The organism is Cupriavidus neocaledonicus (assembly GCF_000372525.1).
GTDB lineage: Bacteria > Pseudomonadota > Gammaproteobacteria > Burkholderiales > Burkholderiaceae > Cupriavidus > Cupriavidus neocaledonicus.
In genome coordinates, this window is the sequence record NZ_AQUR01000050.1 from 1 (window position 1) to 12,815 (window position 12,815).

General features: G+C 59.9%; 8 protein-coding genes and 5 pseudogenes. 7 read left to right on the forward strand and 6 right to left on the reverse strand.

What is annotated here, in order from left to right:
- A pseudogene (locus A3AG_RS33825) lies at nt 1–168 on the forward strand (IS5/IS1182 family transposase); the annotation flags it as partial.
- 142 nt (nt 169–310) lie between these two features.
- Here the strand turns inward: A3AG_RS33825 and A3AG_RS31110 are convergent.
- The 3 genes and pseudogenes from A3AG_RS31110 to A3AG_RS34800 form a co-directional block, all read right to left on the reverse strand.
- Nucleotides 311–1,609, reverse strand: a pseudogene (locus A3AG_RS31110) (Tn3 family transposase); the annotation flags it as partial.
- A gap of 55 nt (nt 1,610–1,664) precedes the next feature.
- Nucleotides 1,665–2,624: an IS5-like element ISRta5 family transposase gene (locus A3AG_RS0100905; protein WP_012354468.1), complete on the reverse strand. Its 960-nt coding sequence runs from the start codon at nt 2,622–2,624 to the stop codon at nt 1,665–1,667.
- A gap of 117 nt (nt 2,625–2,741) precedes the next feature.
- Nucleotides 2,742–3,728: pseudogene (locus tag A3AG_RS34800) on the reverse strand (DUF4158 domain-containing protein); the annotation flags it as partial.
- Nucleotides 3,729–4,025: 297 nt separating this feature from the next.
- Between A3AG_RS34800 and ltrA the strand changes: the two are divergent.
- Nucleotides 4,026–5,738: a group II intron reverse transcriptase/maturase gene (gene ltrA, locus A3AG_RS31115; protein WP_018003737.1), complete on the forward strand. Its 1,713-nt coding sequence runs from the start codon at nt 4,026–4,028 to the stop codon at nt 5,736–5,738.
- Nucleotides 5,739–6,086: 348 nt separating this feature from the next.
- Here ltrA and A3AG_RS0100925 read toward each other — a convergent pair whose 3' ends face one another.
- Nucleotides 6,087–7,805: a tannase/feruloyl esterase family alpha/beta hydrolase gene (locus A3AG_RS0100925; RefSeq protein WP_012354465.1), complete on the reverse strand. Its 1,719-nt coding sequence runs from the start codon at nt 7,803–7,805 to the stop codon at nt 6,087–6,089.
- A 324-nt stretch (nt 7,806–8,129) separates the two neighbouring features.
- Here A3AG_RS0100925 and A3AG_RS0100930 point away from each other — a divergent pair, with 324 nt between their 5' ends.
- Both A3AG_RS0100930 and A3AG_RS0100935 read left to right on the forward strand, forming a co-directional pair.
- Nucleotides 8,130–8,780, forward strand: a complete 651-nt coding sequence (locus A3AG_RS0100930) for a TetR/AcrR family transcriptional regulator (protein ID WP_012354464.1) — start codon at nt 8,130–8,132, stop codon at nt 8,778–8,780.
- A gap of 383 nt (nt 8,781–9,163) precedes the next feature.
- The gene (locus A3AG_RS0100935) at nt 9,164–9,850 is read left to right on the forward strand and encodes a Crp/Fnr family transcriptional regulator (RefSeq protein WP_012354463.1); all 687 of its coding nucleotides are present in this window, start codon (nt 9,164–9,166) and stop codon (nt 9,848–9,850) included.
- Between the two features lie 58 nt (nt 9,851–9,908).
- Here the strand turns inward: A3AG_RS0100935 and A3AG_RS0100940 are convergent, their stop codons facing one another.
- Both A3AG_RS0100940 and A3AG_RS0100945 read right to left on the reverse strand, forming a co-directional pair.
- Nucleotides 9,909–11,111, reverse strand: coding sequence for an acetyl-CoA C-acyltransferase (locus A3AG_RS0100940; protein WP_012354462.1), 1,203 nt, complete (start codon nt 11,109–11,111; stop codon nt 9,909–9,911).
- A 7-nt stretch (nt 11,112–11,118) separates the two neighbouring features.
- Complete coding sequence (locus A3AG_RS0100945; protein ID WP_012354461.1) at nt 11,119–11,892, reverse strand: SDR family NAD(P)-dependent oxidoreductase; 774 nt, start codon at nt 11,890–11,892, stop codon at nt 11,119–11,121.
- 15 nt (nt 11,893–11,907) lie between these two features.
- Between A3AG_RS0100945 and A3AG_RS34290 the strand changes: the two genes are divergently transcribed.
- The 3 genes and pseudogenes from A3AG_RS34290 to A3AG_RS0100960 all read left to right on the forward strand — a co-directional run.
- Complete coding sequence (locus tag A3AG_RS34290; RefSeq protein ID WP_018003739.1) at nt 11,908–12,111, forward strand: hypothetical protein; 204 nt, start codon at nt 11,908–11,910, stop codon at nt 12,109–12,111.
- A pseudogene (locus A3AG_RS32695) lies at nt 12,098–12,565 on the forward strand (AMP-binding enzyme); the annotation flags it as partial. The gene A3AG_RS34290 and the pseudogene A3AG_RS32695, both read left to right, overlap by 14 nt.
- Nucleotides 12,566–12,592: 27 nt before the next feature.
- Nucleotides 12,593–12,815 (forward strand): annotated as a pseudogene (locus tag A3AG_RS0100960) (IS256 family transposase); the annotation flags it as partial.

The following is a 12,815-nucleotide window of genomic DNA, read 5'->3' on the forward strand; positions in this document are numbered from 1 at the left end:
CGCAAGCTGATCGAACAGGGCTTCGGGTGGGTCAAGACCGTGGGGCGCATGCGTCAGGTGATGGTGCGCGGTCTGAAGAAAGTCGATCAGATGTTTGTGCTGAGCATGGCCGCCTACCACCTCGTGCGCATGCGCTCGCTGGGACAAATCCGTCCGCAGTTGCAGTAATCGCGCTAATGAGGCCGGAATGGGCGCCAAAACGCGGAAAAAGCCGAGGCAGTGACGTCCGGCTTCCGGATTGTGAAAAACAGCGCTCCCAGCCTTGCGGGGAAAACTCATCGCTAGCGCGATGAGTACTTCAGCAGCCTGATAGATCGAAGCCGAGCAGCTTCGACACAGCCATTCCCACGTTCGTATACCCATGCGTATCAACGGCAAGCGCGAGCAGGCCGCCGTCCTCGCGCGTGTCGCTGTGGCGCACTGCCCCTTCGATTGCAACCCCCGCCTGGCGCTCGTTAAGGACGATGGGCTGGTTGTACACGATGCCATGCTGGTCCAGGACGTGCGTGTAGATACCTACTGCATGGGTGCGCCTACGCGGGTCGACACGAGCGTAAAACAGATGAGGTGATGTATCCAGGCTCATCGAGTCGCTCGAGGCTCGCTGGCCAGTTCCCCACAACTCTGTAATGGGGTGCGTACGTTGAAACTCGACCACGCGCGCGTTGGCGCGCGACAGCCGGCCCGACATTTCGAGCACACGCATTGTGTTCGAAATCGCCGCAGCATCGACTTGCTGAATCATGGCGGCAACGCCTTTCGCATCGATCTCGGTGCCGTGTGCCATCAGCGCGCCGTAGAGCGAGACAAGTTCTTTGGCATCGCGTGCCTTCCGCGCCAGCAGTACTTCGCTAAATCCCGTGTGGACATCCACCTCCATCATGAGATCCGCAAACTGAGCTGCGCCGATCGCCTTGAACAGCAGGTCTCGTGTGCGCCTCGGTATCCCGTCCGTCGGTAGCGCCTCAAGTGTCGAGAGGTGCAGAGCGCCATCCTTGCCGATTGTCACGCGTCCGGCTTCGCGAGCCTCCTCCAGCGCGGCGAGACTGGCCTTCAAATTCTCAGTCAATCGCTCGAGAAAGGGATCCGCGGTAGCTGGTAGACCCAATAATGATAGGTGCCGGTCTCGCTCGGACTCCCATTCTGACGGTGGAATCAACATCTGGTCACGTTCACGAAAGGACAGACTGTGGTTGATCCACACCGACCCGCGGCGCAGATCTTTGCGCAAGCTCGTGATCGCGGAGGCTTCCAGAGCGTGCAGTGCACGCTTTCGATCGTCGCAGTCGACCAAAGCGCGCCAGTTGGCGCTAATCGGGACGCCGTGTTCAATGGGCAACTCCGTCGCGCCGTCATCGCGCAGCCTGGCGATAAGCTCGAGTTGCTGTAGGCTAGGTTCTGTGTCCCGACCCGAGAATTCCAGTTCACATAGGGGTGCAAGGAGACTACGGATGCGTCGGTAATCATCAGTCAGCGTTTCGCGCACGCTGGCCGCATGGCTGGCTGGAGGCTTGTCCGGTAGCTCCCCAAGAAGTGCTCCTATCTCTGCAAGTCGGACTTCTGCCGGGCGCGTGTTGTCATGAACGAGCGCTTTGATCACGACCAGTTGTGGCGTTGTTGCATAAATCGAGATTGAAAACAGGGGCTCCTCGGTGAGGCTGAACTCAGGCGATACAGACGGATTGCGGGCGAGCGAGCGCGACCATGCGGTTGAGCACGCCCGCACGGATGGCCACTTCGGTGGCCTGCGACCCGATTTCGCGTGCCCACAGACTGTGTCCCGTCAGCGTCTTGAGGCGGTACATCAGGGTCTCTGCCAGCGAGCGCCGGTGATAGCCGCTGGCGGCTTTCCATTCGCGTCGACTGCTCTTCTCGATGACATCGATGGCCTCGTTACGCCAGGCTGCACCCGGCGTACTTTCGGACCATGGCTTCGCTCCATCGCGTGGTGGAATCGAGGGCTGTGCATCCCGCGCGGCAATCGCCGCGTGGCACGGCTTGCTGTCGTAAGCGCCGTCGCCTCCGATGGTATCGATCGGTGTATCAGCGGGGATTTGATCGAGCAGGTCGGCCAACACTTCGCCATCGCCAACGTCCTGATGGGTCATCAGCGCGGCACGGATTTGGCCGGTGTTCGCGTCCATGGCGAGATGGACCTTGCGCCAAGTCCGGCGCTTGGACCAACCGTGCTTGCGAACCTTCCACTCGCCGTCGCCGTAAAGCTTCAGTCCAGTGCTGTCGATCACCAGATGCAGCGACTCGCCGGTACGAGAGGCGGGCAGCACGACGTTCAGATTTTGCGCGCGGCGGCTCAATGTCGTGTAGTTCGGCACTGGCAATGTTGGGAAGGCCAGGGTGCGCAAGCTCTGCGCGAAGCCTTGCAGCGCGCGCAGCGGCAGGTGGAACACCTGCTTGAGACCGAGCAGACCCTGGATCAGCGCATCCGTATAGACGAGCGGGTGGCCACGCTTGGGCGACTGGGCTTTAGCCGGTGGCACGAGCAAGCTCTCTTCGACCCACATCGTCACGTCTCCTCGGGCTATCAGCCCCTTGTTGTACTGCGCCCAGTTCTTGACGCGGTAGACCCCCTTGGGCTCGGCTTGCTGTCGGTTGTCCTTGCGCATCGTCCCGGAAAAAATCCAAGACACTACGCCGCATCGTCAGAAGTTAACAGAGCCAGCGTTCCAGCCGTTGCGCGTAAACGTCAGCCCAACCGACCCCGGATTTATGCAACAACGCCCCAGTTGTTGTCGATATTCAACAGAAGAGCGAGCCTGTTTCGTTGTGGTCTTGTTGTAGGCGTGCCGAACCAGATCGGAAACGCGGCGCCCTATTTGATAGAGCAGAGAATCGGTCAACTCGAGCAGCGTCACGCGCAGGAAAAATACCAGCTCAAGAGTGCGCGCCGACCCTTTGAGCTCGCGGGTCTTCACCGGACGGCGCGCCTGAATCCGCTGTGCCCACGCACGCTGCTTATCGATCGGCACGGTGTCCAGCGTCCATGTGTGTACACCGATCTCCTTGAGAAACCGAATCTTTTCCAGCGTTTCGGTGATCGTCGTCGGACTGTGCCGGGCCGGCGGCGTCTTGAGCCAGTCGAGAACGGTCATGTCTGCGGCGTCGTGTTGGCTCGATAGCGCTGCATCGGCGCGCCTCAGTTGCGTCTCAGGGACGGTCGCCTCGATCAGGGCGAGCGTGTCGCGCTCGGTCTCAGCCCAGACCGATCGTCCGAGATCTCGCAACGTCCGGTCGGCGGGAATCAGAATCCTTCGTTCGTACAGCCAGCAGTTCGCGTGCTGGAGTAGTTCGTCGAGCGTGAGCGACTCCTTGGCATTTTTGCGCATCCATGCTTCGAGGCCTGCCCATTGGTCCGGGCCGATTGACTTCAACCCCAGATGCCGTCAGGCCCAGATCAGGTGGTCATAGAGCGTTTTGTACCGGCGATATAGGGTCCGAAGCGATGCAATGGTCGGCGTCGTCAAACCGAGCCGCTGGCCGATGTAGTGGAGCAACTGGCGCGGCAGCGTACTGACTTGGCCGAGGCTATGCCCACTTGCGCGCAGGAATACCAGTTGGATGGCCGCCCCAGCGCGCCGGTCGGGACGAAAGCGCTCATTGAGCGCTGCGACGTCGCTGTCGGTCAGTGCGAAATATCGCTCCACATCGAAATCCGACAACCGCGTCGGCAACCGGTCCCTTCCCACATAGCGAAATCCCAAGCCCGGCATCTCTTGCCCCCATCGAGATGGCGCGATACGAATCGCGGGCGCATATGTTACGCCCTCCTCTCATTCGTAGCCGTCAACAAGTGTGGGCTTGTCGGAAAGCGTTGTGGACAAAGGCTTTCGGGGAAACCGCCAGATTTTGCACGAAAAGTACGATTAGTGCGCCAGGAGACTGGCAGAGAGTAGTCGATGAAAGTTCGATACAGGAAAGGAATAGCGAACCACCCTGGCCCCGAGTCATGCGGCGGCACCCGCGAGGGTGCAGCCGAAGCGTTGACAGGGGAGAGTGCAGGCCAGCCATTGAGCCGCGAAATCATTCTGTCTGGAGCGCCGACGCTGTTGATCGAAGCGGAAGGCAACATCGTCGAGGGCGCTAAACGCGAGTTCTCGGCGGGCTCCACGCGGTCGAAGACCCTGAGCATGCACAGAAGCTCTCTGCACAGGAACTGGGAGATCTCGCCAGTGCCCACCGAGCAGCTGGCGGTGGGCGGGTCGGGGAAGGCCGATGGCCGTACGCCCGACATCGACGCTGGCGAGAAGTCAGATGCTTGCGTAGTACCGAGGAACGATCCGAACAACGACGCGGCCGCAAAGCCGGCGTCTGCGGAGGATCGGGAGGGAAGGCGAGCAGCCAAGAGGAACGCCGAACAATCTCCCGCGCCCCGGACACAGAGCCGGTCCCGCGCGTCGACGGGGTTGAACGGCGTACGCGAAGCAGCCTGTGCCCAAAAGGCATCGGGCAAGAAGGTGCAGTTCACCGCGCTGATGCACCACATCACGCCGCGATTGCTGATCGACAGCTTCATGCATTTGAAGAAGTCGGCGGCGGCCGGGGTTGATGGAGTGACATGGCACGACTACGAGGAATGCTTGGTCGAGCGGATAGGCAAGCTCTGGGACGCGGTGCAAGCTGGCCGCTACCGTGCCCTGCCATCAAGGCGAGTGTACATACCCAAAGCGGACGGCAAACAGCGTCCGCTAGGCATCGCTGCGCTGGAGGACAAGATCGTCCAGCAAGCGGTGGTGACAGTGCTCACACCAATCTACGAGTCCGACTTCCTTGGGTTTTCCTACGGGTTCCGGCCCGGACGTGGCCAGCACCAAGCGCTTGATGCGCTGTGGGTGGGGCTGCATTGGAAGAAAGTGAACTGGGTGCTCGACGCAGATATTCGCTCGTTCTTCGACACGGTCGACCACGGGTGGATGATGCGGTTCCTTGAGCACCGAATTGCGGATAAGCGCCTGCTGCGGCTCATCCGCAAGTGGCTGACGGCCGGCGTCATCGAGAACGGGGCGAAGACGGAAATACGGGTAGGTACCCCACAGGGGGCGGTGATCTCACCGCTGCTCGCGAACATCTACCTGCACTACGTCTTTGACTTATGGCTCCAGCGATGGCGTCGCCGCGACGCTAAGGGTGACGTGATCGTCGTGCGATATGCTGACGATAGCGTTGTGGGCTTCGAGGCCGAGGCTGATGCCTCGCGATTCCTGGAGGCCTTAAAGGCACGATTTGCTCAGTTCGGGCTGTCGCTCAACGAACAGAAGACGCGAGTGTTGCAGTTTGGTCGCTACGCGGCCAGCCTACGCAAGCGCGCTGGCTTGGGCCGGCCGCAGACGTTTGACTTTCTTGGGTTCACGCACATTTGCGCGACCAAGCGGTCGAATGGCGGTTTCATCGTCAGGCGGTTGACATCGAGCAAGCGGATGCGTGCCACACTCAAGGCACTGCGGCAGGCGCTGTACCGGCGCCGGCACGAACCGATCGCAGTGGTCGGCACATGGCTACGCCGTGTGATGCAGGGCTACTTCAACTATCACGCCGTCCCGGGCAACAACCTGCGATTAAGTAGATTCCGTTCTGGGGTCTGCCGAGCCTGGTTACATGCCCTCCGGCGACGTGGGCAATATGGGCGAATGTCCTGGGCGCGATTCCTCCGACGGGTCGCGCCATATGTACCGTCAGTTCGCGTTCTACACCCTTACCCAACACAGCGCTTCTTCGCGTCATGACTCAAGGCAGGAGCCGTATGCGGTAGCCCTGCACGTACGGATCTGTGCGGGGGGCGGGGGGTAACCTCCGTCCCTACCGCGATCCCCGTCACACCCTCCCCATTCCCACCAAGCAGGTGATGACGTGGTGCAATGGCGGTAGCCGGCCAGTCTCAGCCATTCGCGTCTAGGCGGTGAATGGCTGAAGTCAATCCTACTTCGGCCTTCAAGAACTGCGCAGCCGGCCTATTTTTAGTTCCGCTCAGCGCGGAACAAGGGATGAAGTCCAATTACCACCAGATCCTCGACATGCATTGGCCCGACGAAACGTCGGGCCAATGTGGTTGCTTTACCTGTGCATTCGATGGTTCAAGCAGTACAGACGTAACTTGTTGCACTGTTCGGGTCGCCCCCGACATACTTTGGCCACGCGGGATACTCGCATACCGGGCGCTTTCTACCGGTAGTTGGCGGAGTAACATCGGTAACGATCAGATCATGGGGTTCCACCCCTTTTGTCACCCAATAGTCCAGGGCCGTCAGGCTGTCGTAACCCCCTTCAAATTGGCCGCCGAAGCCATGCGCTGCGCCCGGGAGCAAATAGAACTTCAGGAACGATGAGAGCTGGGACTGCCCATAGGCTGCAAGCAGGCGGTTGTACAAGTCAACGGACATCTGCGCAGGAATAAACTGGTCCGCCTGCCCATGTTGCAGGATCAACTTTCCGCCTTTGTTTTTGAAGGCATCGAAATTGACGCTCGTTCCGTCTATCAACTGACTCACCGCTTGTGTCCGCGCGGTCAGGGCGCCGGGATTCGTGAACCCGAAGGTAAGGATGTCGAGGCTCGGGTCGCGAGCAATTGCATACTTCACCAGGGCATTCGGGAAGGCATAGAAGAACGATGCCTTTGCCACATCAGCCGTGGCCGGATCCGCAACGGCGTCCGCTGCTGATGAACCCAGGGACGGATACAGCGGCCCCCAAAAGTCGGCACCAGCAAGTACTTTGTAGCCCGGGATGGTTCGAATACCATTCGCGAAGTCGAAGGTAGTGATGAGCGGCGTGGCGATTGTCGCCACGGTATTGAGTTGTGCATCCGACAGACACGTGTCTCCAGTGTCTGCACCGCCTGGACAGCGCAGTGTAGCCGCGTCAAATCCGCACGCGCCTGGATTGCTGATGACACCATCCGCTACCCCATCAAGGGTATCGCACTGCGACATGACCGCGTCTCGCAAGACCTTGCCCTTAGCGGCATTGATAAACCCGCCGGGTGAGAGGGAGGCTTGCGAAATTCGCCCCATCTGGAATGAGAGACCAAGCAGCCCGGACGCAGGATAGCTGGCGATGACGCCATCGTAATCAGACGCATACTTTTGGGCCGCAACGAGCCCCATCCGACCTCCTCCAGATCCCCCAATGAAGTAGCTCTGGCTCGCGGATTGCCCATATCGCGTCTTCATCAGAAACGTCGCGACGTCGTGCGTCTTTTTTATGTGGCTTCCTGCATAGTTTGCTAGTGCCTCATCGTTTGACGCGAAGGTCCCGACGAAGTCATTGGCTGCCTGGTGGCCAGCATCGCTACCGTAGGTGACATAGCCTCGAGCCAACGGGGCAAGGACACCGCTCGGCTCGCCATACGGCGAGAATCCCGATGCGGCGAAGCCAGTCGTGTCAGGAATGACTCCATCAAGTCCACCACCGCCAAAGTGGAGCGACTTCCCGTTCCATGCCGTAGGAAGGTCAACTTCGAATTGGATGTCGGGTGCAGAAGAGTCAACGGGATGAATGCCGCCCAGTACTTTGCAGAACTCACCGCTCGTATTGCCGCTGTCGCTCGCAGCGACCAAAGTTGCAGAAGTTATCGTTGCCCCCGTAGAGGCCAAGCCAATATTTCCTGCTGGAATGGCAATGCCCTTCAACTCGCCGCACAGTTCCGTCGGTGACTTTTGCGCAGTCGTTGGGCCAGGTGCACCGACTGATGGGGCGCTCTCTTCACCCCCACATCCAGCCAGCGAGATCGCCAATGTTGAGAGGACGGTCAAAGCCCCAACGCTACGCCAAACCTTATCGCGAGCATGATTCATAGTTGTGTCTCCTTGCCATGTTGTACGCAGTGCTCCGCGGTCCCATGCACTTCACTGCCGACTCCGATCGGCCATCGTGCATCGACGCGTGCATCTGGATTGCCAACTCCAGTGCTCACGGAACCCACAGCAGGAACAGTAACGATCGTCGCGTGCGAAGATTGTCTTGCATAGGACAAAGCTGTGCGTGCGTCAGGATGCAGGATCATCAGAGGCAACGGGGTTGCGTCGTGGGCACGGGGTGACAGTGCGTGGCATAATCGGCGCACCGCCATCGCGTGGACCGCGGTCCCCATGCGGAAACAGAACTACGGCAGATTCGACATGCAAGATCTTCCGAATGGACACCGGGTCCGGATCCGACGCCGTGGCGCCGACAAGCATCCCCTTATTCTTAAAGCGGCGCGCGAACTTGTGGCGCAATCAGGCTTTCGCGAAGCGCAGATGACTGCGATCGCGGATGCTGCCGGCATCGCGATAGGGACGCTTTACCGCTACTTTCCCTCCAAAACAGAGTTGATGATCGAAGTCGTCAAATCGGCGGCACAACGCGAAGTCGAAGTTGTAGCGGGAATTGCGATGCGAGACGGCGCCGCCTGCGAGAAGCTTGGCGCGGCCGCCTGGACCTTTGCCAGCCGGGCGCTCCGCGGTCGACGACTGGCCCATGCGCTCGTCGCTGAACCTGTAGAACCCGACGTAGAGTCAGCGCGCCTGACTTATCATCGGGCCCTCTCCCGAGTCTTCAAGACAATCATCGAACAAGGCATCACCGAGAAGGCATTCCCCGCTCAGAACGCCGCTGCTTCAGCAGATTGCATCGTTGGCTGCCTGTTTGAAGGCCTCGTCGTGCCGCTAAGCAATGAGGCCGCTGAGGCGTCGACGTCCCTGAGTGCGCATGCCACCGCAATCATCACATTCTGCCTGCGCGGAGTTGCGGGGCAAATGCTGTCCTTCCCTCCCCCGAGCGCCGCGTAGTAACGCAGGGCCGCCTACCTGGTTTCGCGCAAATAGGAATCCAAATTGCACTTAAGAGTGCCACGCGACCGATGACGAGTAGCGTAGTGCACTTTTAATAGCCTTAAAGCCGGGAAATTTCCTGCTTTTACTGAGCATTAGGGCTTGACATGGGCCGTTGAGCCGCTTAGCCTTAAGTGGAATCATGATTCGCTTAAGATCATCCTGTCGGCGAATCGGCGCTCCGCAGCCGAACGCGACGCAAGGTTGACTTCCGTTCGTGCACACCGTACGCAGCGAAGAAGAGCCTTCCCACGGGCAACCAAAGAGAACTCGCTATGCAATCGCTATCCCCCGGCTTCGGGAGACAGATTTCTCGGCCGCCGCTGCCCGCTGAGACGACCATGCGCGCGTCGCTCGCGTCATTCTTTGGGAATTCCGCTTGGTTCGATCGCCTGACGGACCAGGAAAAAGCGCGCGTCATGACGGACTCCTTTGAAAAGCACCTGACCGCCGGAGGCACGGCCTGTCACCGCGGCGCCCCGGCCGATCATTGGCTTGGAGTTGTCGAAGGTATTGTCAAAGTAGATACTGCATCCGCATGCGGAAGAGCCATTACTTTCGCCAGCATGCCCGCGGGCGCATGGTTTGGCGAGGGTGCTGTCCTCAAGGACGAACCACGACAGTATTCGGTAGTGGCATTGAAAGACAGCCGGATCGCCTATGTACCGAAAGCGACTTTCCTCTGGCTGCTCGAACAGAATCACACATTTAGCCGATACGTTATCGATCAGCTCAACGCACGTTGTGGCTACTATGTCGGCCTAGTGCATAACCTGAGGCTTCACGAAGCAGCAGGTCGTGTGGCGTTCTGCCTCACCGAATTGTTTCACCGTCAACTCTACCCTTCGACCGACCGGACCCTGGCGCTGTCGCAGGAAGAAATTGGACGGCTCACAGGACTGTCGCGCCAGAATACCAATCGAGCGCTTCGCGAACTTGCTGATGCAGGCATGGTTGCAATGGAATACGGCGCGATCCAAGTGATCGATCTTGAGGGACTTCGGCAATTCGCCCACATGGGCGACTAATCCACGTTTGCGACAGCAGTCGTGCTGCATCGCGTCGGAGATGCAGCACGACCGATGATCAAGCCATCTCAACGGCGACGGCGGTCGCCTCACCACCGCCAATGCACAGGCTGGCGATCCCTCTACGGCCGCCAGTTTTCTTAAGCGCTGCCAACAGCGTGACCAGGATCCGCGCACCCGAAGCGCCGATGGGGTGACCCAAGGCACAGGCGCCACCGTGGATGTTGATCTTGTCCCGGTCCAGCCGGAGATCGCGCGCGGCCGCCATTGCGACAACCGCGAATGCTTCGTTGATCTCCCAAAGATCGACTTCCGATGCGGACCATTCCAGTTGCCCGAGCAGCTTCTGGATCGCCCCGATTGGCGCAGTGGTGAATGTCGCCGGAGTTTGCGCGTGTGTCGCGTGACCGACGATCCTCGCAATCGGTTGCAGCCCCATCGTCTCTGCGACGGATTGCCGTGCAAGAACCATTGCGGCAGCCCCATCCGAGATCGAACTCGAGTTTGCAGCCGTCACCGTCCCGTCTTTCCTGAAAGCAGGCTTCAGGGTGGAAATACGGTTCAGATCAGCCTTGCGGGGCTGCTCATCACTTCTTACCTGCACCCGCCCCTTGCGACCCTCCAACGTGAGTGGCACGGTCTCCCAGTCAAAGTCCCCGGCTTCCATTGCGGCTTGCGCACGCAGCGTGGACGACACCGCCCATTCGTCTTGCGCATCTCTTGTGAATCCGTACGTAGCAGCACAGTCCTCCGCAAAGGTTCCCATCAAGCGTCCGCGCGTGCCTTCGCTGTAATGGTCTTCAAGACCATCAAGGAACATGTGGTCCAGGACCGTCCCATGACCCAGTCGATACCCGCCTCGAGCCTTCGGTAACAGGTAGGGCGCATTGGACATTGACTCCATGCCGCCCGCGACCATGATGTCGTTGGTCTTCGCCACAAGCAGGTCGTGCGCCAACATGACCGCCTTCATACCGGATCCGCATACCTTGCTGATCGTGGTGCACGGCACGGCGAGACTCAGGCCGCCGTGAATGCTGGCCTGGCGCGCCGGAGCCTGGCCGACGCCAGCCGGCAGCACGCATCCCATGAGCAATTCCTGGACAGACGTTACATTCACGTTCGCGCGCTCCACGGCCGCACGAATGGCAGCGCCTCCCAGTTCCGGGGCCGTCAATGGGGACAACTCTCCCTGAAAACCGCCCATTGGCGTTCGCGCTGCAGACAGGATGACGATGGGGTCGATGTTTGAGTTCAGCATGATTCCCTCACTTTGCTGCCATACGGATGGCACCGTCGAGTCGAATGACCTCACCATTGAGGTACGAGTTGCCAATCACATGCTTGACGAGATCCGCGAATTCCTGCGGCTTGCCCAACCGCGGAGGAAACGGTACAGACGCACCGAGCGACTTCTGCACTTCATCCGGCATGGCCAATAGCAATGGGGTAGCCATGATGCCCGGCGCAATCGTGACCACACGTATCCCGAAGCGCGCGAGTTCACGCGCCAGCGGAAGCGTCATTGCCACCACCGCGCCCTTTGAAGCTGCATAAGCGCTTTGGCCGACCTGTCCGTCAAAGGCAGCAACAGATGCCGTGTTGACGATAACGCCGCGCTCCCCATCGCCTGTTGCCTGCTGTTCCGCCATCAGGGCGGCCGACAACCTCAGCACATTGAACGTGCCGGCAACATTGATCTCCAGCACGCGCTGGAATGAGGCCAGCCCGTGCACGCCGCTCTTGCCAATCACCTTCTCAGCGGGCGCAACGCCTGCACAGTTGACGAGTCCTCGCAACGGTCCAAGCGCCTTGGCATAGTCGAAGATTTGCTTGACGCTTTCCTCTTTCGTGACATCAGCCCGGACGAAAATGCCGCCCACCTGCCTGGCAACAACCTGTCCCGAGTTCGAGTCAAGATCGACGACGACCACTTTCGCCCCTGCCTCCGCCAGCGCCATTGCGGTGGCGGCCCCGAGGCCCGATCCGGCCCCCGTCACTACGAATACGTCTCCGACCCCAAGGGCGTTGTTCCCAGCCATCGCGGTGCGTACCTGATGAGACTGGATAGCCCTCCGCTGGTTATTGATATCCTCGACCCCCTGGCGCCGGCGGGAGAGTTGATTGGCGAGTTCGAATATGAGCAGTTTCTTCAGCAGGGCGATCCGGCTTTTCCGGGTCTCTATCCCGAGGATGAATGGGACGCCATCGCTCTGAACTACACCTCGGGCACAACCTGGATTGTATGTCGCGGATCCTGACACGATGAGTGCTGTGCCGTGGGATGGCAAGACTCAGGGCGAACTCATGTTACGTGGCAATATCGTGATGAAGGGGTACCTGAAAAACCCCGAAGCCACCCAGCGCGCGTTCAGTGGCGGGTGGTTCCACACCGGCGACGTGGCAGTGGTGCATCCGGACGGATACATCCAGATTACCGATCGATCGAAAGACGTCATTATCTCGGGTGGCGAGAACATCTCGTCCGTCGAGGTCGAAGATGTCTTGCACCAGCACCCGGCGGTGCTGATTGCCGCGGTTGTGGCGCAACCTCATCCCAAATGGGGAGAATCGCCCTGCGCGTTCATCGAACTCAAGGATGGGGTGAGCGAACCTGCCGAGGAGGGAATCATTGCCTTTTGTCGGGCACGACTGGCGCACTACAAATGCCCCGTGCGCGTTGTTTATGGGACCTGTCAGAAATTTTGTGTTTAGGGCATAACATGTCGCCAAGGAGCATGTATGCCACGCAAAACCAAGACCAGCCAGGCCGCCGACCGTGAGCTGCCGACCATTCCCGAGGACCTGATTGCCCATTTCGTTAAGGGTCCGATGACCGCCGAGGCGGTGCAGGACGCCTCGATGGCGTTCAAGAAGGCCCTGATCGAGCGCGCCCTGGGGGCCGAGCTCGGCCATCATCTGGGCTACCCGGCTGGCGCCGAGCGCCCGGCCGGCACGGCCAACC

Excerpts from the sequence above, each read along its gene's own strand:
- A3AG_RS0100935 (WP_012354463.1), top strand. The coding sequence starts at position 9,164 with ATGCGCGCGTCGCTCGCGTCATTCTTTGGGAATTCCGCTTGGTTCGAT.
- A3AG_RS0100925 (WP_012354465.1), bottom strand. The coding sequence starts at position 7,805 with ATGAATCATGCTCGCGATAAGGTTTGGCGTAGCGTTGGGGCTTTGACC.
- A3AG_RS0100945 (WP_012354461.1), bottom strand. The coding sequence starts at position 11,892 with ATGGCTGGGAACAACGCCCTTGGGGTCGGAGACGTATTCGTAGTGACG.
- A3AG_RS0100905 (WP_012354468.1), bottom strand. The coding sequence starts at position 2,624 with ATGCGCAAGGACAACCGACAGCAAGCCGAGCCCAAGGGGGTCTACCGC.
- A3AG_RS0100940 (WP_012354462.1), bottom strand. The coding sequence starts at position 11,111 with ATGCTGAACTCAAACATCGACCCCATCGTCATCCTGTCTGCAGCGCGA.
- A3AG_RS0100930 (WP_012354464.1), top strand. The coding sequence starts at position 8,130 with ATGCAAGATCTTCCGAATGGACACCGGGTCCGGATCCGACGCCGTGGC.
- A3AG_RS34290 (WP_018003739.1), top strand. The coding sequence starts at position 11,908 with ATGAGACTGGATAGCCCTCCGCTGGTTATTGATATCCTCGACCCCCTG.